Here is a 20,159-nt window from a genome sequence, read left to right as displayed (position 1 = left end):
TGCTGGAGGACTCCATGGAGACCGTGGACACCGCCGCCCGCCCTCGCCCGAACGGCGACGCGAAGCCCACCCCTGATCGGCCCGACGTGCTGGCCCGGGCACACCTCGTCGATGCGGCGAAGCCCGGTATGGAGGGCCTGGCGCTGTGGCTGGTCTCCCACGGCCTGGACGTGACCGGCAGCATCGAGCCCGCCGACCAGGACGGCGCCGCTGCCGCCCGGTTGCGTGAGGCCGGGGTCGGCGTGGTGGTCGGTTTCGACGCGCGCAACGTCCGCGAGGACCGGACCTGTGTCGTGTGGTCGGGGGTGGTGGCCGCTCCGCAACCCGAATTCGACCGCGCCCAGGAGCTGAAACTGCCGGTGCTCGCCCGCGCGCACGCGCTCGCCTCGCTGACTGCGGGCTTCGGCCGGCAGCTGGTGGCCGTCGGCGGCAGCCACGACACCGCGACGGCAGCAGCAGTGCTCGCCGCCGCGCTGAACGACGGACGCACCGGCTGGATCCTCAACGCCCCCGCCCGGAACCGCCAGCCGGGGCATGGTGGCGACCGGCGGCTGGTGGTGGACCTGTGCCCGGACACCACCACCCACGAGGCCGCTCCCCTCAGGTCCTGGAATAACTACCGTCCCAGCACCGCGAACCCGCACCAGCGCCCGCAACCCTCGGTGACGCTGATCACCGCCGTCGCCAGGACCGTGCCGCACTTCGAGGACACCATCGAGGCCCTGAACGCCGCCACCAACCTCGCCCGGTCGTCCACCACGGTGGTGCTGCCGCTGTGGGACAAGGGCGCCACCATCGTGCACGAGAGACTCACGGACCGGCCCGACCCCAACGTGGCGGTGGTGACCGTCGGCCTCGACGAGAGCGCCGACGTGTGGGTCCTCACACCCCGGTGGCTCGGCGTCGAGCACCTCCTCACCCTCAGATACCAGGGCGTGCAGCACCAGTTCACCGTTGCAGTCATCGGCCGCCACCACGCCCTCGCGGCGTGCGCCGCCATCGCCACTGCCCTCGTCGCAGGCGAGGACCCGCAGACCGTGGCGACGCGCCTCGCCGCCTTCCGCGGCGTCACTCGCTCGCTCGCCATGCTCGGCACACAGTGCGGCATCACCGTGGCGGACTCCCGCGCCCGGCACCCGCGCGAGATCGCCCAGGACGTCACGGCCGCCCGGATGCTCACCGAGGGGAACGTGATCGTCGCCCTGGAGCCTGACGGCATCGCCCGCACCAGCGCCCACGCCGCCGAACTCGGCGCCGCCCTCGGCGACGCCGACCTAGCACTGCTCCTGCCGGTCGCCACCCCGCTGTCCGGACACGACGGGCCTGACCCGCTGGACGCCGTCGAGCGGGCCGCCGTCCGCGTCCTCGGAGACGGGGCGGTCCACCGCGTGCGCTCCGGCCCGTGCCAACCCGGCCCCGAGCAACGGATCGTCGAGATGGCCACCGAGGGCGACCTCGTGCTGGTCGTCGGAACCGGCCAGGCCGAACGGCTCGGGCCCCGCGTGCTGGACCGCCTCACCCCGACCGGCGCCCCGGGCGCCGACCGCCCGTGAACCGCCCGCCGACCACCGGAGACACCACCACCATGGCCGCCGCCACCCTGCCCGCCTACCACCTGACCGAACAGCAGGTCCGCCTGCTCGAACACATCGCCACCGAATCCACCGCCCGAACGATCGCGGCCGACCCCGAACTCCCGTGGGAGCGCGCCGACGTCGACGCAGCCGTCAAGGAGCTACTCACGGTCACTGGCACCCGCACCGCGCCCCAGCTCGTCGCCTGGGGCACCGCGCACCGCATCATCACCAACACCGCGCAGCCCTGCACCGTGCTCACCGCCAAATCCCGACTCCCCCGGCGCCTCCACCGTGTCCTGGTGGGTTGGGTCGGCGGGCGCACCGCCCCGGAGCTCGCGGCGGACTTCGACGTCGCGACCACCACCGTGCGCAGCTACGGCAGGGACTTGCGTGCCTGGCTGGGGGTGCGATCCCAGGTGCAGGCGAGCATCGCCGCGGTCCTGTCCGGTCTGGTGCTGCTCAGCGACATCGACCCGTCCTGGCCTTCCGAGCCGCTGCACCACGCCGTGACCCAGGGACAGGCCGCGTGAACTCCCGCCGCGCCTCGGGGTGGTCTACTTCCTCCTCGGAGTCCAGGTCGGATTCGCTGTCCTCTACCTCATCCGACACCGGGCCGACGTCTCCCAACCGCTCTAGCTGGCGGTCTTCGCCCTTACCGCCTTCGGCACCCTGGCCGTCGTGGACCGCCTGATCGCCCAGCAGGATCTGCCCCGGCCGGCCGGCTGAGCACCCGTTCCACCGCACCATCCCATGGCGGCCGTTTCGGGCCAGGGCCGCACCCCGACAACCGAGACAGAAGATGAGCACCTTACGACCTGCCGACGGACTGGCGGCCCGCGACCTGGACCGCCACCTGATCAACCATGCGGGCGTCCTCGTCGACGCCGCCGCCCTCGCTCAGCTGCCCGCCACCCGTCTGTCCGGCGCCGACCCGTTCCTCCTGGCCACGGGTGCCCCCGTGTCGGCCGCCGTGCCCGCCCCGCTGCTGCGGCTGCTGATGCGCGCGGGCTCCATGGCCGTCCCCTGCGCCCTGGTCACCGAGCAGCTCGGTCGCCACGTGACCGCCATGCTCGCCGCCCAACGCATCCCCAACGTGTGGTCCGCCTCCGTGAGTGCGGCAGAGTACCGCGAGCAGGGAACCAACCCCTACCGGGCCGCGGCCCGTGCTCTCAGGCTCCCGGTCGGGAGCTGCCTGATCATCGCGACCGATCTCTGGCTGCGCGAGGCCCGGGCCAGCAGGGCACGCCGCGTGCTGATCAGCAGCTCCGGATCCCTCAGCGTGGCCTCCAAGACCACCGATGGACTCAGCCCACGCGAGCACGATGTCGCTCTGCAGCTCGCCCTCGGCCACACCTACGAGGGCGTCGCCGGGCAGCTCGGCTGCTCCGCCAGCGCCGCCGCCAACCTCATGTCCCGGGTGATGCGCCGCCGAGGCCTCGCCGATCGCACCCGCACCATCGCCGACCTCATCATGTCGGAGCTGCTCGACACCGCCGAGCTGCGCGCGGCGCTGCCCGACCGGCTCCCGGAACTCGCCCAACGCGACCAGGAGGTACTCACCCTGCTCGCCACCCACGAGGTGCGCACCGTCGCACGGATGACCGGCATCAACCAGGACACCATCGGCGGCGTGATCACCCGGGCCACCACCGCCATCGGGGCCCGGACCCGCACCCACGCCGTCGTCATGGTCCTCCTGCTCGGCAAGCCCGGCCCGGTCGCCGCCTCCGGCGGTGCACCGTGCAGCTGACCGAGTACCCGCAGCACTACACCCCCGACGGCAGCCCGACGCTGTACCTGGCCGGCTCGGGCACCGGCCTCGCCGCCACCGTGCGCGCGGCCCTCGACCACCTCAGCGCCCCGGCCACCGGCCCGCGCTGAGACCGCCCGTCCGCGCCGGACCCACTGAAACGTGGCACCCGTGCCCGCCCACGCCGGGCCCGCCATCGAACACACGCAAGGCCGACACCCTCCCGAACGCGACGCCACCAGACCTATATCCCTGCCCAGTTCCCCGATTCCCACGACAGGAGCCTGATGCTCTCCAGCCCAATGCCGGCCCCGCTGATCGAGGACCACGCCCTGATCGGCAACACGCGCAGCGCGGCCCTGGTGACCCGTGACGGGTCGCTCAACTGGCTATGCCTGCCCCGGTTCGACTCCCCGGCCGTCTTCGCCGCGCTGCTCGGCAGTGAGGAGCACGGCTTCTGGCGCGTCGGCCCCGCCGGGTACGACGGCGCGCCGCCTGCGGCGAGCACCCGGCGCCGGTACCGGGGCGACTCCCTCGTCCTGGAACAGGAATGGGATACCCCTGAGGGATCCATCCGGGTCATCGACTTCATGCCCGCGCCCGACGACACCGACCACGCGCCCGCCGAGGTCATCCGCATCATCGAGGGCCTGTCCGGGGAGGTCCGCGTCGCCTCCGAGTTCCGCCCTCGCCCCGGATACGGGGCTCACCAGCCGGACATCCGGCGCGCCGAGCGACACGGTCAAGCCCACCCCCATGCCATCGGCGCCATCAGCGGTACCGACGCGTTCTGGCTGCAGGCCGGCCCGCGTCACAGCCCCGGGCGTCACGGCACCTGCCGCGCGGACTTCCCGGTCGCCGCCGGGCAGCGCGTCGCCCTCGTCCTCACCTGGCAGGAGGCCCGCCACCCCGCGCCCACCGTGCCCGACGCCCACCGCGCCCTCGGCCACACCCTCGCGTTCTGGCTCGCGTGGTCCTCCGGCTGCACCTACACCGGGCCGGACCGCGAGGCCGTGGTGCGCTCCGCCATCACCCTCAAGGCCATGTGCCACATGCACGGCGGGATCATCGCCGCCCCCACCACCTCCCTGCCCGAACAGATCGGTGGCGAACGGAACTGGGACTACCGCTTCACCTGGCCGCGTGACTCCGCGCTCGCCGTCTCCTCCCTGCTGCGGCTGGGCTTCGTCCAGGAGGCCGGGGCGTGGAGGGACTGGCTCACCAGTTGCCTGGACCCCTCCAACCTGCGGGCGCTCTACCGGCTCTCCGGCACGACGGACACCGACGAGGAGGTCCTGCACCACCTGCCCGGCTACGAGAGCTCCCGGCCGGTGCGGATCGGCAACGGCGCCGCCGGCCAGTTGCAACTCGACGTCTACGGCGAACTGGCGGACGCCCTGCTGCTGGCCGACGACGCCGGCCTGCCCCGCGACCGGGACGCCGACGAACTGCTGCTCGCACTCGCCGACCAGCTGAAGCGGCGCTGGCGCGAGCCCGACGAGGGGATCTGGGAAGTGCGCGGCCCACGCCGGCACTTCACCCACTCCAAGGTCATGAGCTGGGTGTTCTTCGACCGGGCCGCCACCCTCCTCGCCCGGCGCCCCGGCACCGGCCGGGCCGTGGCACGCCTGCGCGCGATGCGCGAGGAGATCCACACCGACGTCTGCGCCCACGGCGTCGACCCCGAGCGCGGCGTGTTCACCCAGTACTACGGCAGCCGGGAACTGGACGCCTCGCTGCTGCTCATCCCCGCCGTCGGGTTCCTTCCCGCCGACGACAAGCGCGTCATCGCCACCGTCGAGGCGATCCAGCGTGAACTGTCCACCGAGGACGGCTTCGTGCTGCGCTACCCCACCCACGACGACCGGTCCGGGGGCCACGTCGCGAACGTGGATGGGCTGTCCGGCCACGAGGGCGCTTTCCTGGCCTGCTCGTTCTGGCTGGCCGACGGCCTCGCCATGATCGGCCGCCTCCAGGAGGCGCGCGAACTGTTCGACCGGCTGCTCGCGCTGCGCAACGACCTCGGCCTGCTCGCCGAGGAGTGGGATCCACGGCTGGGGCGCCAAGTCGGCAACTTCCCGCAGGCCTTCAGCCACCTCGCCCTGATCGACACCGCACTGCGGCTGACCGCCTGCGGCGCCGTCCACCTGCCCGCGCAGCGTCGTCACGACCCCGTCGGCGCCCTGGCGGGCGTACGACTCTGACGGTTCTGCGCTACCACCCCAAGTCCACCCCGCGGTGAGAGGAGCGTCCATGGGCACGGTCACGATCGGCAGTTTCAACCTCGAACACGACGGCATCACCAAGAACCCCAGGGGAGGAGGCCACTTCGACAAGTGGTGGGCGGCCCACGAGGTGCTCGCGAAGTACCCCTTCGACGTCCTCTTCCGGCAGGAGATGAGCCACTCCGGCGCCGACGGCGGACGGCTGCTGTACGAGGCCGAGCGGCTGCTCGGCATGCGTGGTTTCCTCGCCCCCGCCTCACCGGCGGAGTCGTACAACCCCCCGGGGCTGTTCGTCCGGGAAGACACCTTCCGGGTGACCGGCGTCTGGCCGCAGGAGAAGGAGTGGTGGCTCCCGCCGTGCGTCGTGTCCGTGAAGCACGGCGAGAGCGGCGTGCCGCTCCAACTCGCCTCGGTGCACCTGAGCCCGCGCTCGCCCGAACGCCGCCAGATGGAGGCCCGCAGCATCACCACCTGGCACCGGCCCAACCTGGCCGTGCTCCTCGGCGGGGACTTCAACTCCTACAGCCGCTCCGGCCAGGAGCTGCAGCCGTTCCCGGACTGGCCGAACGTCGTCGACCGCAGCCACCAGGAACACCGCACCCGTGGCGGCGGCGAGAGCGACACCGAGCCCGACCGTATCCTCACCGCCGTCGGCATCGACGACATCGCGCTCCACGCGGCCGCCCGCCTTGGCCAGGCCGATGCCCTCGCGCCGACCGCCAGCCAGTACCCCGCGGTCGCCCGCCGTCAGGGGCATCCCCAGCGCATCGACTTCCAGCGTGCTTCCCGCGTTCTGCTGCCGGCGCTGCGGAAGTTCGAGGTCATCCCGCTGCCCGAGGTGTCCGACCACCCGCTCACCATCTCGGTCTGGGACACCGACGCGTTCATGAGCGGCCTCGCGCGCCAGCCGGTCTTCGACTACCGGCTCGCCGAGACCGTCACCCCCGCGGACTGACCGCCCCGGGGCGCGGCCAAGCACAGACAGACAGCCCGCAGCGGCAGCCCCGCCCACCGCCCCGCCAGAGCACCTCGACCGCCGCCACTGCCTGACCAGAACGGAGTTCTTCATGAAGAGCAGACCAGGTACCAGCCCTCGTACAGCCCTGGTGGGCGGCTCCGCCGTCCGGATCGGCGAACTCGCCGGCCACGGTCGCCTCAGCGAGGACCGGGTGATCACCACCGACCACGCCGTCATCGTCCTGGACGGCGTCTCCACCGTCACCGACGACCAGCCCCGAGGCGGCTGGTACGCCGACACCCTCGGCTCCGCCATCGCCCAGCTCCTGAACCGGGATCCGGGCATGGACCTGCGCCAGGTACTCGCCACCGCGATCGGCACCGTGGCCGACGAGCACGCGCTCCTCCCCGGCTCGTCCCCGGCCTCCACCGTGGCGATCGTGCGACGGCGCGCGCAGCGGATCGAGGCGGTGGTCCTCGGCGACAGCCCCGTTGTCGCCATCGGCCGCGACGGCTCGCTGCACCCGGTGCGCGACGACCGGCTCGCCGTGCTGGTGAACGCCCAGCCGCAGGTTCGCGAGTACCGCGACCTCCTGCGCGCCGGTCACGGCTTCGGCGAGCGCCACCGCCACATCCTCAAGGAACTGCGCGACTTCCAGAGCAGCGTGGTCAACCGCCCCGGCGGGTACTGGATCGCCGAGGCCGTGCCAGAGGCGGGCCTCAACGCGATCACCGCGTCGTGGCCGACCGACGACCTGGCCGAGGTCGTGATCGCCACCGACGGCATCTCCGCCGGCATCGAGGAGTACGAGCTGTACTCGTGGCAGGAACTCGCCCGCGCGTGCCGGGAGGACGGGCCACAGGCGGTCGCCGACGCCATCGACCGTGCCGAGCACGACGACCCCGCCGGGCAGCTCTGGCCCCGCTACAAGGCCGGCGACGACAAGGCGTTGGCCTGGTGGCCGTTCACCGGCGCCGAGCGGGTGAGTGAGCAGGAGGCCGCAGACGCCCCGGACGCCGCCGATCTGGTCACTATCGCGAACCTCAACGCCTACAAGCTGCATCCCCGCGACGTCGGCACCGAAGGGTGGAAGGCCCGGGTCACCGCGATCCGCGAGGTCGCCCCGGATGTCCTGTGTCTGCAGGAGATCCTGGTCGACGAGGACACACCCGAGGACGCCGACGAGAACGGGATCGTCGACGAGGCGAAACGGCACCACCGCTGGGACACGCAGGCCGCCGCCGTCATCGAGCGCCTGGCCCACGAGTGCGGACTCACCGCCACCACCGTGCGCTCCGACGGCAGCACCGGGGCTGTCGCGATGGCCCGCAACAGCCATCGTCCCTGGTTCACGGCCGTGTTGTGGAGCCCTGCCACGGTCACCCCGATGCCCGGAGGGTTCCGTGCCTACGGATCACCGGATTACTGGCACGGATGCACGACGATCCAGCTCGACATCGGCGCGCAGGCCCCGTTGTTGATTGCGAGCTACCACGGCGACCCGTTCCGACCGGACGTCCGGGCGGACGAGGCACGGCGGCTCAAGGGTGCGTTCCGCCGCACCGGCGGCGCCCGGCACGTCCTCGTCCTCGGCGACTTCAACTCGATCTCCGCCGCCACCGTCACCATCGACGGTGCGGAACGGCTCTACGACGCCGAGCCCTACACCGTCCAGGACCACGACGACCTCGAATACCAGTGCCGCCCCGAGACGATCGGCGACACCAACCTCGCCGACCGCCGGCCCACCGCCATGCTGCTGCGCCGCGGCTTCATGGTCGACGCCGCCGCCCATCTCCGCGTGCCGTGGGAGCCGACGGTGGGGCACTGGGAGGACGGCGAGGGCGACCCGGACCCGTGGGGGCCGCGCCGGATCGATCTCGCCCTGGCGACCCGGCCCGTGGCCCCGGCGCTGGTCGGCTACCGCGTCCACCGGAGCCCGACCGCCCTCGCGGCGTCCGACCACCTGCTGGTCGTGGTAGACGTCGCGCTGTCCAAGATCCTGCCCTGACCGGAGAGCACTGTGAGGAACTTCTTCGACGTACAGCGGATTTGGCCGAACGGCCCCTACCCGCACTTCCTGATCCTGCTCGACCGGTACCCGCAGTACGTCGAGTACGCGCGGCAGCACACCGAGGTCCTCGGCCGCTTCAAGCACCTGGCGGCGGTGCCGGCCCAGTGGCTGCACATCACCGTGCAGGGCGTCCACCACCCGGCCGGCCCTGAGCAGGTGAAGCGGCTGGAGGAGGAGGCCCGCGCGGAACTCGCCGACGTGGTGCCGTTCGAGGTCCAGCTCGGTCCGACGTGGCCGGGCGTCACCGCGGTCACCGTCGCCCCGTATCCGGAGGAGCCGATGGCCGCGCTCAACCGGAAGGTGCGGGCGGCGGCCGACCGGGTGAAGGGCCTCGAACTGCGCCCGGAGGAGAAGAGGTTCTGGCCGCACACCGCAATCGCCTACGCCAAGGCCGACGCCGGCCAAGCGGATGACTACCTCCTGAACCGGGCCTTGCGGCAGCTGCGACCCGAGCGGGTCACCATCACCGTCGATACCGTGCACCTGGTGATGCAGATCCAGGACCCGGACGCGGGCTTCTACCGTTGGGAGCCGGTGGCCGAACTTCCGCTCCACGGCAGCGTGTGAGCGCTACCGGTGCCCCGCGAAGCCGCGTGGGGCACCGGTAGCGTGCCGGGAAGCGAGCGACGAGACGGAGGGAGTCTGTGGAGATCATGCCCGTGGACAGCGACGACGAGGCCAGGCGGCGGGCCTGGGACGCCTGCGTGGAACTCACCACCCGCCCACCACTGGCGCCCCTGACACCGGCGGCCGACACCCCGGGCCAGCTCGTCCACGATGCGAGCGCCCTCGACACGGCGCTGGCCGCCATCCCCACCGGCGCACTACCGGCCAGCGTCGCCGTCACCGTCGGCCAGGCCCGCGACGGCCTTCGCCCGGTGCTGGCCCTGCGCACCGCGCTTGAGCAGTGGCGCGGCCAGAGCGAGGCGCCCGCCATTGGTTCGGGCGAACGGCGGTGGCCGCTGTACGCCGACCTCGTCACCGCCTTCGACGACGCCCGCCCGGCGCTGGAGAAGGCGTGGCTGGCGCTCGACGCCTTCTCCCGCGCCAACCCGGCGGGCCCCTCACCCAAGGGCTGGGCGACGCTGAACAGCCGGGTCATCCACCAGGGCCCGTACCTGACCATGCGGCGCGACGACGTCCGTCGGCCTGACGGGCACGAGGGCACGTACGAGTACATCGAGGTGGCCGACACCGTGCGCGTCGTGGCGCTCAACGCGAGCGGTGACGTCGCCCTGCTGGAGGATCACTTCTATCTGCAACCCGCCCACCCGGTCCTCCACCTCCCCGGCGGTGGCGTCGAGAAGGGCGAGGGCGTGCTGGTGGCGGCCGGGCGCGAGCTGGAACAGGAGACCGGGTGGCGGGCCGGACGGCTGGAGGTGCTCGGCCGCATCGACCCGCTGCCGGGCGCGGCCCGCACCACCACCCACCTTCTGCTCGCCACCGACCTCGCCCGAGGACAGGTCAACCGGGAGCCCACCGAGGCGGGGATGACGATGCGCTGGGTGCCCGCCGCAGAGGCGGTGCGGCTGGCCCTCGCCGGCGGGATACGGGAAGCAGGCAGTCTCGCCGCGATCCTGCTCGCCCAACCCCAGTTGCCCCCGGTGCAGCTGCTGTGATCGGGACATCGCACCACGGGTTGCCCGAGCCGGGCTGGCAGCAGTCGACCGTGAAGACGCTCAGGAAGATCACCGCCCGCGATCCGCGCATCCGCGACCTGCGGGTCCACGGCTCGGCCGGCGCGGACGGCGGCGATATGGATCTGTGGTCCGACCTCGACCTGGTCCTGACCGCGGACCACCACCCCGCCCAGGTGGCCGAGGAGTTCGCCAGCTCGGCGCTGTCCCAGCTCGGGCCGCTCTTCACTGCCAGCCGAGAGGCCACCGCCAACGGCTACGGGCTGCGCCTGGTGCTCGTCGACCTGCGCCGCATCGACGTCACCGTCCTCGCCAACAGCAACTCCCGTGATCCAGGTGCGACTGCCCCGGCGGCGGATCCGCTGGCGGAGCTGCTCGAAGCGTTCCGCTTCGACGCGGTCCTCGCCGCCGTCAAGACCGCCCGAGGTGACGTTCTGATCGGCTCCCACCTCGCCCTCCAGCTCGCACGTCACCTACTCGTCGCAGCGATGATCTTGCGTGACCGCCAGAGCGGGACGACCCACCACCGCCACGGTGGCACCGTCTGGGACACCTGGGCGGAGCGCCTGGCCGCAGCCCCCGTCCCCTACACCCGAGCGGGCATCAGCTCGGCCATCCGCTTCCATAGCGAGCAGCTGGACCGCCTCCTCGCTGAACAAGCACCGCACCTCGCGGGCGGCAACCAGCCGTTGCACATCCTGCTGGATGCCGTCGCCGCTCACGCCCCGGTCCGCCCCCAAGCTCCGGCGTGATGGGCACCGGCACCGCCCTCCCGCCACCACCCCAGTTTGCAGGCCGCAACGGCCAGACGTCCGACTCTCCGTCAGCTACCCTCGCACCACGGCGGACAGCCCCGAAGCACGGTGGCCTTATCCGATCGAGCCAAAGGTAGGACGGCGTGACCTGGAACTTCACCACGAGCCACATCGGCCACGACGGGGCCGGCCAGCTAACGTTGGAGATCTGCCACCGTCGCGCGGACTACGGCAACCGGTTCGGCGGGGTGTTCTGGCTCAGCACCCCGCCGCTGCCGGACGGGACACCCGAGCTCGACGTCTGTTGCCCGCTCTGCATGGCCGACCGCGGCCTGACCGTCTCCGGGGTCTGGGGCAGTCCCGCCCGGCTGACCTGCGTGTGCGCTCACTCCTGGACACCCCGGCTGCCCGGCCTCTCACCCGAGGACCTACTGCGGAGGCTCGTGCGCCTGGCCCGCGCATCGGATCCAGGTCCCGGTATGCCGTTGTGGCGGATGCGGGCCGACCACGACGCCACGCCGCCCACGCCACTCCAGCAGGCCGTCCACCCGCATGTCGCCGAGGCGTCTCACGCCCTCAACCGTCGCGAGTGGCAGTTCAGCGACCGTGAGTGCTCCGTGGCCTCCGATCTGCTGACGCAGGCCGGCTACCGGGCGTACTGGAGCCCCGAGGCGCTTGAGGCCCTGGCGAGGCAGAAGCGCGTCGACGAGGACCACCTCAAGTGGGTTCACGAAAACCTCCAGGCGCTGGAGGAGCACGGCAGAACGACCCGTGGCCGTCTCGGGCAGTTCCTGTCGGACTGCGCCGCCGCACTGCGGCCGGCCACCCTTCTGACCGTGGACGACCTGGAGCCCGGGAAGACGTGGTCCGGCATGCCGCCCGTCCTGGAGGACGCCCGAGGGGCGCTCGGCAGCGTCCACGTCGTACTGACCGCGGGCGCCACAGGCAACGTCGATTACTGACGCCAACATCATGGCCTACCGCAACCGCCCGGCCGCATGAGGTGTTCGGTGGGCCCCAGGGGCCCACCGCCTAGGATTGGCGCATGGTCAGCGATAGCGGGCGGCGGTGGAACGATGCCCGGGCCACGGCCCGCGGGTTCCAGCGGTTTGATCACAACGTCCGAGACGTCCTCGCCCTGATCTACTACCTGGTCACGGCTCAGGACAGCTGCAACGCTGACCAAGTCCCGCTCCGGTCCGTGCGCTACCGCCTGGCCAATCCACAACGCCTGCATCAAGAACTGCACGATCTTCTGCCCGGCCCGGCACGCGAGGAGGATTGGATCAGGCCGGTCGAAAAGGGCCTGGCCGACCTGACGCAGGCGCGGCTGGCCGAACGCGTTCAGGACTACGGCCCGTTCACCGGCCCGCCACCCGTGGAAGGGGCAATCTGGAGGCTCTGGCACGCGCTGAACGCCCAGCACGGCGTGCCGCTGGAGGACACCCTGCCGTCTGACATGATCACCGACGACGTGTACGGCCGGTACCAGTCAAGCGGGATGACCGTCTTCGAGTACGCCGTACGCGAGCTGACGACACAAGTCGACCAGCTTCTCCTGCCGGCCAGCGGAGCGTTGAGCCTACGGGCTCACGTCACGGTCACTGGCGGCGTCCACGCTGGACGAACTGGCCGCCTCCGCGCCGTCGCGTGGGGCACCGACGACGAGCAGCGCACCTGCACCGACACACCCGCCGTCTACCGGATCGACTTCGACGATCGACACGAGAGTGCCGACATCGCCCCCGGCAACCTCGAGAGGCTGCCCGAGTGGGACCGTGGGTTCGTCGTCGTCTACGCGGGCGAGCCGCTGCCCACCGAGTGGGCTGCCTCGGTGCTGCTGGCCGCTGCCGGCCCGTCGCCGGACTGGCACGACAGCGCCGTGGAGCACCTTCGGCAGTGGCAGGGCTACGGGCGGATGGTCGTCCTCCTGTCCCAGCCGCGCAACGGCCAGGCGCCGGGCCCCAAGGAACAGCAGTGGGTCGAGGAAGCCGCCGCCTGGGCCGACGAGATCATCGCCCTCGCGCCCACCGACCATTCCTCCCCGCCTCAGCTCACGCTCGGCCAGTCGGCCGACGCCCTCCACCACGCTGCGCGCCTGACCCTCTTCGCCCCGCCCGGGCACGCCCCGGCCCCCGAAGGCGCGCCTTCCTGGGCCGGAACCCACCGCGTCGCCGTCGCGCCCACGATCGCCGAGGCGGTCGAGGCCGCGCTGAGCCGGATCGGCCGAGGACACCGACGGACCGGCGGCAATCGGCAGGTGCCGCTACTCGTCGCCCGCTCTGCCGCGTTCGGCGGCTGGTACGAGGAGCAGCTGACGACCCGCACGGTGCTGGAGGAGGCCCGGGTGGAGTGGGTCTGCCGTCAGGAGCATGCCGGTGAGCCGATCTCCTGGTGGATCCTGCGCGCACGCCTCCGGCACAGGGACGGGTCGCGCAGCGAGGAGACCGTGCTCGCGCACCCGGGCCTGATGAGCGTGGTCGTTTACCACCCGCGGGAGCCGTGGACGGACACCGAGGTCGTCCTCCTCCCCAGCCCCGCCTCAGCACGAGGGAAAACTCGCGAGTTCCTTCGCCTACCCACCGTCATCAACAACGTGCGCGCCGGCGGAGGCAACACCGACCGCGCCTGGTCGTTCCTCGTGGAAGGGCTCAGCCTTTTCCTCGACTCCGATCGCCTGCGCGGGAGCGCGTTCCGCAACGACAGCCAGCTAACCTCGGCCCGACGCAGCGTCGTCCGGGTGGCGTTGACGGACGGGGAGTTCGACGACCTCCAGGACCGACTGGAGCTGAGCCCGGCCGGTGCGCCGGAGGTGTACCGGTTGGCTGACCTCATGGCGGACCCGGTCTGCGACTGGGCCACCCTGGGCGCCATCACCACCGCCGTGCAGCCCAACCCGCCGACCGCGTCCCTTGACCCGTGGGCGGCACGTCAGAGGGTGCTGCAGTGGCGCGAGGCTGTTCGCCGGGCCGCTACCCTCACCGCGCCCCACCAGGAGGTGCCGGACGATGCTGCGGACGCTGCCAGCGTCCGGGACGTCATCGCGATGGTGCTTTATGCCCTCCACCTGCGCGAACGACAGCCAGTTGACGATGTGTCGTGGTGGACCGTGCTGTTCCACCTCCGTAACGACCAGCACGTCATCGACCTGGTGGAGCAGACGCTCCAGGACAGCGGCCACGACGTGATCCCACGCCTCAGTTTCAGGTCAGCCGACCAGAGGAAAGCTGACCCCATCGCCCGGCGGTGGGAACGGCTGAACCGCACACGGAACGCCAGCCATCCGCAGGGCCCGCTCGCAGCCGAACCATACGACGGCCCCGACCACAGGCCCGATTCCCGACCCGACATACAGGGCAGCCGCAGCGGCAGCCGACCCAACACGATCATCAGGGCATGCATCCCTCGTGCCGCCGCCGCCGTCCACACCGTCCTGGAGGGCGGTTTCACCGAACATCAGCGCATCCGCGTCACGGCCGGCCCGTACGAGGGCCGCCCTGGCTTCGTCCTGCGCCCCGCCTGGAGGCTGGACCCCGAGACCTGGCAGATCGAGGTGCCCCCCACCACATACATCGTCGACCTCGACGGTCTCGACGCCGCGGTGGAGATCGGCTCCGGCCAGCTCGCCGGCCACACGGACGGGCACAGTCGGCCCGGCTCCCCACCTGCCACCACGAACGACCAGGCTGGCGACCAGACGGAGCGATAGGGTCAGCTTCGGCGTTGGCCCCAACGTGGCCCGCCGGACGCCGCTCTCCGGAGTCGCCGGCTCCCAGGAGCTCGGCCGGACATCACGGCGCCGCCGAAGGGTACGGGAGGGAAACTCGGTGAACGATCTGATGAATCAGCTGCCCCGTCCGCTGGTTGAGCGGATGGGCCGGATGAGCGGCATGGCGCTGCGCGGCATCATCGCGCTGGTCGACGAGGAGCCGGACACGTTCGCCGCCCTGGTGGACCGGATCGGCACCTGGGACGACGATCCGGGACGCACGCCGTACCCATCGCCCCGCTACAAGTTCGCGGTCACCGAGGCCCTGCGCGTCGTCAACAACGGCTTCACGGCTATCGAACAGCACGGCCCCCTCCTCAACGAGGCAGTGGCGGAAGGCGCTCGGCCCCTGATCGAGTCGTTCGCGCCTGCCGAGTTCCGCGACGCCGCCCTGCAGAAGCTGGCGACCTTCCCTCCCGGCACGGAGCCCATGGACCTCTCCGGCGGAGAGGAAGTCGGCCCCGTGGACTACGTCATCGCCGCGGCAGCGGCGGCGTGGATCGCTCGCGGCGCGGGCGGGCGCGTAGCGATGCTGCAGAACCTGCGGCTGGCCCTGTTGAAGGAGGTACGCCGCGCGGAGAGCGTAGCCACCGGCACACCAGAGCGCGAGCAGGTCAACGACGTCAGCGACGCGGACGCGCTCGCCCTGCTCGCAGACCTGTATGACGAGGACTACGTCCGGCTGATCCCCGGCCCCCGTGACCGCGGTCCCTGGGAGTGGGACATGCTGGCCCTCCTCAAGGCACACCTGCTGGAGACCCCCGCCGACGCCACCACGCCCGAACAAGCCCAGGCTCTCAAGGCCAAGCTCGTGACCCTTCTGCAGGCCGCCGTGGCCACGGTCAAGAAGCCGAAGGCGCCCACGGCGCGCCCGGTCGGCAAGCGGGTCCAGCCCAAGCGCCAGCCGAAGAAGAAGCGAAACGGCAAGTAGTCGGCGGGCTCAGGATTAGCCGGATGCCGAGGGCAGGTCTTCTGCCCGACCCGGCAGGGCCCGTCTCGCTGGACCCCGGGCGGGCAGCAGAAATTCCGTTGCCCGCCCGGGCTGGCTAACGATTCCATGGCCACATGGAGACGACAACTCCCTTGGCTGTCAGCAGCTTTCACCGTGACGGCTACTGCGTTGTGCCCGATGTCCTCACCGCCGAGCAGGTGGACCGCTGGCGTTCGGCGCTCGCGCAGCACGTTGCGGCCCAGCCGCCCGAGCCCGGCCGCACCGGCCCGTACTTCCTGTGGCCGACCCTCGCCGATCACGCCGACCTGCGTGCCCTCTACGAGGAGAGCGGCATCGGGGACGCCGTCCGCGCGTTTCTGCGGTCCGACCTCACCTTGCCTGCCCCGGAGGTCGCGCAGTTGGCGCTCACCCTGCCGCCGCACCTGCACCACCCCGGTGCTCCTCACATCGACGGCCTCACCCCCACCGAGGACGACGGCCGCCCCGGCACGTTCACCGTCCTGGCCGGCCTCCTACTCACTGACCAGCGCGAGATCGACCGAGGCAACCTCTGGGTCTGGCCAGGCACGCACCTGAGCACGGCAGCGTGGCTGCGCCACCACGGCGCGGACGCGCTGCGCGACGCGACGCCCTACCCGCCCGTGGAGCTGCCCACCCCGCTCCAGGTGACCGGCACGGCCGGAAGCCTGGTCCTCGTCCACTACCTGCTCGCCCACAACATCGGCGGGCACTTCGGTACCGCCGCCGACGAACGCCGCGAGACCGTGTACTTCCGGCTGCGCGCCGTCGGCCACCGCGAACGCTGGCGCGAGGTTGTGACGGACCCGCTGTTGGAGTTCGCGCTTCCGGACCTGACGGGAGGCTCCGTCACGAACGACGGGCGATGATCACCTCCGTGCGGATCGTCTGCTCAAAGGTGCCCGCCGGGTCGAAGGCCAGCAGGGCCTCGCGCACGTCGCTCAGGAACGCCTTCGTGTCCGGGCCGAGTTGGCGCGGGCTGCTGTAGCTGTAGGAGAGCTGCAGGCCGGCCACCTCGTCCGCGGTTCGGGCGATCGTCCGGTCCCAGTACGCGGTCTCGATCCGGGAGAACGGGGAACGGGCCAGCACGTCCTGGTGGCGCTCGGCCGGGTGGGTGTAGGTACCGCGCCCGGCCCGGCGCTCCGGGCCGAGGTACCGGACCCGGACTTCCCTGATCGTGTCCGACCAAGGCGGCGGGGCAATGTCGCCCGGTGCTCCGCCGGAGGCCAGCACGATCGCGCCTCCGTCGTCGATGAGGGCATCCAGGTCCTGGGCGACGGCTGCGCGGTCCATCCAGTGGAAGGCGGCTCCTACGGTCACCACCCGGAGCGGCGGCAGGTCCATGCTGGCCAGTTGTGCCGCCTCGCCCAGGCGCCATTCGATGTTGGTCACGCTGTCCGCGGCGGCAAGCGCTCGGGCCTCGGCGAGCATGCCCGGCTGCGGATCGACGGCGATCACCGAGTTCACCATTCGGGCCAGCGGAAGGGCCACCGCTCCAGTGCCGGTGCCCAGGTCCAGTGCGCACCCGGTCCCGTCGAGGCCGAGGCGCTCTGCGACATGGATGAACATCCGCTCGTCGTAGCCTGGCCGGTAGGCCGCGTAGTACGGCGCGCTGCCGTCGAACAGCTCCGCCGGCTCATTACTCATCTCCGCCACGCAGTCATCCTGCCACCGCCGCCCAGGCCACATCGGTCGAGCTCCGCCCTTGGAACGAAGTAACGGCCGAAGCGCCCTTCTCCTGGAATCTACGCCGCATTCCGCGAGGTACGCGGGCGCAGGAAGTGGAGGAGGTCCGCGGTGATCACGCGGTAGCTGCCGCCGACTTCCACGACGGTGACCGGGTAGCGGCCCTCCCTGACCATGCGGTATCCGACCGTCCGGCCGAGCGAGAGGAGCTCGTTGGCCATTGAGAGCGGTATCGCCGGCGGGAGGGCAGCGAGAGCTTCCGGCGAGTACTTTCCCGACCGGGCAGTCCGGACTGCGTTCACGGCAACTTCCCTCCCAAGCGATGTTCTCTGTGCGAGAAACATCTATCACATCTGCCCTGGACGAAGAAGATGCCTCATGTATTCTTCCCTTGTGACAGAATTCAAGGAGCAGTGGCCGGCTGCGCTCACGGCGCGGATCGCCCAAACAGTCAAGACGCACCGAGCCCAGCGTGGCATGACGACCAGCGACCTCTCGGCAGCATGCGCGGCACGAGGGGTACCGATCGCCGCCAACACCATCACCAAGATCGAGAAGGGTCAGCGGGACTCGCTCAAGGTGGAGGAAGCCCTGGTTCTCGCCCACGCCCTCGATCTGCCGCTCGTAGCACTGCTCATCCCGCTGGAGGGCCAGGCCGATGTCGACCTCCTGCCCGAGGTGACCCTGTCCGTCTGGGAGGCAGCCGCATGGGTCACCGGCGAGGACCACTTCGGCGAAGCACCACCGCCAGGGACGGCCCGAGCCGTACTCGCGGTCTTCCGCGAACACGACGTCGATGTTCGCACCGCGCTGATCTCCACCCGCGAAGCCCACAGCCGTCGCCTCCAGGCACGCCAGGCCCTCGGGTCGGCTCGCTACGAGCAGCTAGCTCGCCAGGCGGACGAACTCGACCGCATGGCCCACGAGGACTGCACCCGACTCAAGGCCGTCCGAGAGCAGATGCGAGCCGACGGGCTTCAGCCGCCACCGCTGCTGGCCGCTCTGGAGTTCGTCGACGCCCCCAGCAATCCGGCGCTGGACTGAATCCAACTCCCCGTTCGGGACGCGACGCTGATCGCCGCCGCGCCCCCCGAACTCCCCGCTCTCCGTCACACCTGACGGTCTCCGAGACGGCTTTCGCCTGCCAGCTTCCGCCCGTCCCGGAGACCCAGCCACCCCTTGGCCATCGACCAGAGAGGGCTCGCCCCATCATGCCGTATGCCCAGACACGGGCCGCACGCAGTGCGCTTCCCCCTTCGCTTCCGTCCACCCAAGGCTGCGTCTGCTCGTCCTCGGACGCTCCCGCACTTCTGCACACCGCCGACGAGGCCGCCGCGATACTCAAGGTCAGCCCCGCCACTCTGCGTCGCTGGCGACGCGAGGGCACGGGGCCGGCCTACGTCAGGGTCGGAGGCCGGATCGGCTACCGGCACCAGGACCTCGCCGACTACCTGGCCAGCTGCCTCGTGCTTCCGAAGGTGGCGGCCTGATGACGGCGCCCGAGCGTATCGACGCCCCGGTCGGTGTCAAGCTCCGCACCGACATCGAGTACCGGGCCGGCAACCCCAACCCGTACCGTGCCAGGGTTCGTTGGACCGACCCGGCCGACAGTCGCATGCGCCTTTCGCGGTCCACCATGTTCCCGACCGAGGACTCCGCGCAGGACTGGCTGGACCGCATCATGAAGGCGGCTGGCCGAGGCGTCAGCGTCGATCTCGCCACCGCCTCGCTCGGGGAGTACGGCGACTCCGTGATGGACCTGGCGATGCGCGGTCTCGAACTCAAGACCCACGCCCCTTACATGGCAGGCTGGCGCCTCCGCGTCAAACCCACCGTTGGCCACCTTGAGGTCGTCGGCATCACTGCTGGCATCGCCGACCGCGCCCTCAACTCTTGGATCGCCGACGGCGCGGGCGTCTCCACCCTCAAGAACACGGTCGCGGTGTGGGTCAGGGTCATGGAGCAGGCCATCCGCGACGGCATCATCGAGATCAACCCCGCCCGCCTGAACGGCTGGCAGAAGCTGATCAAGACCGCCGAAGACGAGGAACACGACCCCCGCGGTCTCGCGCTGCGCGACTGGGACACCCTCGACCGCCTCGCCGACGCCCTGGTGGCCGCTTCGTACAACCAGTACGACGGCTGGGGCGACGTCGTACGCTTCGCTGGCGGCACCGGCGCTCGCATCGGCGAGGTCTCCGGCGTTCGCGCGGGCGACATCGACACCGACAAGTGGATCTGGCGGGTCTGCCGACAGACCACCACCGCCCCCGGCGGACTGATCGACAAGGGCACCAAGGGCAAGCGTTCCCGCCTCGTTCCGATCATCCCCGAGCTGCGGCCCAACATCGCCTGGCGGATCTCCCGGGTGGGCAACCGCTCCGACGCCAGGCTGTTCACCGGCCCTCTCGGCGGCCGGATCACCACCGCGGTGTTGCGCGACGCCACCCATTGGGATGACGTCGTCGTCCGGCTTGGCTACGAGTACCTGCGCCGCCACGACCTCCGCCACACCGCTCTGACCTGGTTCGCCGACGCTGGCGTCCCGCCCCATGTCCTCATGCGAATCGCCGGACACGGCCAACTGACCACGACTCAGAGGTATCTCCACCCCGACCTGCGCTCCATCGAGCGCGCCGGCGCCCAGCTCACCGCCTACATCAACGCCTCCCGCGGCCTCCCCGGCCCGAAGGTTGAGATCGAGCAGATCCGCCAGCTCGCCCTCTCGGCCTGACGTCATCAGCACCGGCAACGGCGC

General features: G+C 71.2%; 19 protein-coding genes. 17 read left to right on the top strand and 2 right to left on the bottom strand.

The window, feature by feature from the left end; translation table 11 throughout:
- Positions 1-14: 14 nt before the first annotated feature.
- The 14 genes from ACIPLC_RS15315 (at position 15) to ACIPLC_RS15250 (ending at position 16,584) form a co-directional block, all read left to right on the top strand.
- Positions 15-1,553, top strand: a complete 1,539-nt coding sequence (locus ACIPLC_RS15315; protein ID WP_400473448.1) for a Mur ligase domain-containing protein — start codon at positions 15-17, stop codon at positions 1,551-1,553.
- Positions 1,550-2,107: a hypothetical protein gene (locus ACIPLC_RS15310; protein WP_400473447.1), complete on the top strand. Its 558-nt coding sequence runs from the start codon at positions 1,550-1,552 to the stop codon at positions 2,105-2,107. Before ACIPLC_RS15315 ends, ACIPLC_RS15310 begins: the two co-directional genes overlap by 4 nt.
- A gap of 269 nt (positions 2,108-2,376) precedes the next feature.
- Positions 2,377-3,327: a hypothetical protein gene (locus tag ACIPLC_RS15305; protein WP_400473446.1), complete on the top strand. Its 951-nt coding sequence runs from the start codon at positions 2,377-2,379 to the stop codon at positions 3,325-3,327.
- The gene (locus tag ACIPLC_RS15300; RefSeq protein ID WP_400473445.1) at positions 3,318-3,458 is read left to right on the top strand and encodes a hypothetical protein; all 141 of its coding nucleotides are present in this window, start codon (positions 3,318-3,320) and stop codon (positions 3,456-3,458) included. Before ACIPLC_RS15305 ends, ACIPLC_RS15300 begins: the two co-directional genes overlap by 10 nt.
- A 156-nt stretch (positions 3,459-3,614) precedes the next feature.
- Positions 3,615-5,531, top strand: a complete 1,917-nt coding sequence (locus tag ACIPLC_RS15295) for a glycoside hydrolase family 15 protein (RefSeq protein ID WP_400473444.1) — start codon at positions 3,615-3,617, stop codon at positions 5,529-5,531.
- A 49-nt stretch (positions 5,532-5,580) separates the two neighbouring features.
- Positions 5,581-6,507 (top strand): endonuclease/exonuclease/phosphatase family protein, encoded by a 927-nt coding sequence (locus ACIPLC_RS15290; protein WP_400473443.1) that lies wholly within the window; start codon positions 5,581-5,583, stop codon positions 6,505-6,507.
- 112 nt (positions 6,508-6,619) lie between these two features.
- Positions 6,620-8,521 (top strand): endonuclease/exonuclease/phosphatase family protein, encoded by a 1,902-nt coding sequence (locus tag ACIPLC_RS15285; protein ID WP_400473442.1) that lies wholly within the window; start codon positions 6,620-6,622, stop codon positions 8,519-8,521.
- Positions 8,522-8,533: 12 nt separating this feature from the next.
- The gene (locus ACIPLC_RS15280; RefSeq protein ID WP_400473441.1) at positions 8,534-9,151 is read left to right on the top strand and encodes a 2'-5' RNA ligase family protein; all 618 of its coding nucleotides are present in this window, start codon (positions 8,534-8,536) and stop codon (positions 9,149-9,151) included.
- 86 nt (positions 9,152-9,237) lie between these two features.
- On the top strand, positions 9,238-10,203 hold the full coding sequence (locus ACIPLC_RS15275) for an NUDIX domain-containing protein (protein ID WP_400473572.1): 966 nt from the start codon (positions 9,238-9,240) through the stop codon (positions 10,201-10,203).
- A 50-nt stretch (positions 10,204-10,253) separates the two neighbouring features.
- Positions 10,254-10,973, top strand: a complete 720-nt coding sequence (locus tag ACIPLC_RS15270; RefSeq protein WP_400473440.1) for a hypothetical protein — start codon at positions 10,254-10,256, stop codon at positions 10,971-10,973.
- A 146-nt stretch (positions 10,974-11,119) separates the two neighbouring features.
- Complete coding sequence (locus ACIPLC_RS15265; RefSeq protein ID WP_400473439.1) at positions 11,120-11,938, top strand: hypothetical protein; 819 nt, start codon at positions 11,120-11,122, stop codon at positions 11,936-11,938.
- A gap of 83 nt (positions 11,939-12,021) precedes the next feature.
- Positions 12,022-14,685, top strand: coding sequence for a hypothetical protein (locus ACIPLC_RS15260; RefSeq protein WP_400473438.1), 2,664 nt, complete (start codon positions 12,022-12,024; stop codon positions 14,683-14,685).
- Positions 14,686-14,803: 118 nt separating this feature from the next.
- Positions 14,804-15,676, top strand: coding sequence for a hypothetical protein (locus tag ACIPLC_RS15255; RefSeq protein WP_400473437.1), 873 nt, complete (start codon positions 14,804-14,806; stop codon positions 15,674-15,676).
- Between the two features lie 152 nt (positions 15,677-15,828).
- Positions 15,829-16,584, top strand: a complete 756-nt coding sequence (locus ACIPLC_RS15250; protein ID WP_400473436.1) for a phytanoyl-CoA dioxygenase family protein — start codon at positions 15,829-15,831, stop codon at positions 16,582-16,584.
- On the opposite strand, the gene ACIPLC_RS15245 is transcribed toward ACIPLC_RS15250, so the two are convergent.
- Positions 16,565-17,362 (bottom strand): class I SAM-dependent methyltransferase, encoded by a 798-nt coding sequence (locus ACIPLC_RS15245; protein ID WP_400473435.1) that lies wholly within the window; start codon positions 17,360-17,362, stop codon positions 16,565-16,567. The genes ACIPLC_RS15250 and ACIPLC_RS15245 overlap by 20 nt on opposite strands.
- 98 nt (positions 17,363-17,460) lie before the next feature.
- Positions 17,461-17,622, bottom strand: a complete 162-nt coding sequence (locus ACIPLC_RS15240; protein WP_256176758.1) for a hypothetical protein — start codon at positions 17,620-17,622, stop codon at positions 17,461-17,463.
- A 256-nt stretch (positions 17,623-17,878) separates the two neighbouring features.
- Here ACIPLC_RS15240 and ACIPLC_RS15235 point away from each other — a divergent pair, with 256 nt between their 5' ends.
- From ACIPLC_RS15235 to xerC, 3 genes are all read left to right on the top strand, one after another.
- A complete protein-coding gene (locus tag ACIPLC_RS15235) occupies positions 17,879-18,445 on the top strand; it encodes an XRE family transcriptional regulator (RefSeq protein WP_400473434.1) in 567 nt (188 codons plus the stop codon).
- 167 nt (positions 18,446-18,612) lie between these two features.
- Entirely contained in the window at positions 18,613-18,891 is a 279-nt protein-coding gene (locus ACIPLC_RS15230) for a helix-turn-helix domain-containing protein (RefSeq protein WP_400473433.1), read from the top strand.
- Positions 18,891-20,135 (top strand): tyrosine recombinase XerC, encoded by a 1,245-nt coding sequence (gene xerC / locus ACIPLC_RS15225; RefSeq protein ID WP_400473432.1) that lies wholly within the window; start codon positions 18,891-18,893, stop codon positions 20,133-20,135. The genes ACIPLC_RS15230 and xerC overlap by 1 nt, the downstream gene beginning before the upstream one ends.
- The last annotated feature ends 24 nt before the right edge of the window (positions 20,136-20,159 follow it).

It is taken from the genome of Kitasatospora sp. NPDC086801, assembly GCF_044745805.1.
Lineage (GTDB): Bacteria > Actinomycetota > Actinomycetes > Streptomycetales > Streptomycetaceae > Kitasatospora.
This window is presented reverse-complemented; position numbering and strand designations above follow the sequence as displayed.

What these genes read in the sequence shown, in the direction of transcription:
- ACIPLC_RS15315 (WP_400473448.1), top strand. Translation starts at nt 15, where the DNA reads ATGGAGACCGTGGACACCGCCGCCCGCCCTCGCCCGAACGGCGACGCG.
- ACIPLC_RS15305 (WP_400473446.1), top strand. Translation starts at nt 2,377, where the DNA reads ATGAGCACCTTACGACCTGCCGACGGACTGGCGGCCCGCGACCTGGAC.
- ACIPLC_RS15295 (WP_400473444.1), top strand. Translation starts at nt 3,615, where the DNA reads ATGCTCTCCAGCCCAATGCCGGCCCCGCTGATCGAGGACCACGCCCTG.
- ACIPLC_RS15290 (WP_400473443.1), top strand. Translation starts at nt 5,581, where the DNA reads ATGGGCACGGTCACGATCGGCAGTTTCAACCTCGAACACGACGGCATC.
- ACIPLC_RS15285 (WP_400473442.1), top strand. Translation starts at nt 6,620, where the DNA reads ATGAAGAGCAGACCAGGTACCAGCCCTCGTACAGCCCTGGTGGGCGGC.
- ACIPLC_RS15275 (WP_400473572.1), top strand. Translation starts at nt 9,238, where the DNA reads ATGCCCGTGGACAGCGACGACGAGGCCAGGCGGCGGGCCTGGGACGCC.
- ACIPLC_RS15260 (WP_400473438.1), top strand. Translation starts at nt 12,022, where the DNA reads ATGGTCAGCGATAGCGGGCGGCGGTGGAACGATGCCCGGGCCACGGCC.
- ACIPLC_RS15245 (WP_400473435.1), bottom strand. Translation starts at nt 17,362, where the DNA reads ATGAGTAATGAGCCGGCGGAGCTGTTCGACGGCAGCGCGCCGTACTAC.
- ACIPLC_RS15240 (WP_256176758.1), bottom strand. Translation starts at nt 17,622, where the DNA reads ATGGCCAACGAGCTCCTCTCGCTCGGCCGGACGGTCGGATACCGCATG.
- ACIPLC_RS15235 (WP_400473434.1), top strand. Translation starts at nt 17,879, where the DNA reads ATGACGACCAGCGACCTCTCGGCAGCATGCGCGGCACGAGGGGTACCG.
- ACIPLC_RS15230 (WP_400473433.1), top strand. Translation starts at nt 18,613, where the DNA reads ATGCCGTATGCCCAGACACGGGCCGCACGCAGTGCGCTTCCCCCTTCG.
- xerC (WP_400473432.1), top strand. Translation starts at nt 18,891, where the DNA reads ATGACGGCGCCCGAGCGTATCGACGCCCCGGTCGGTGTCAAGCTCCGC.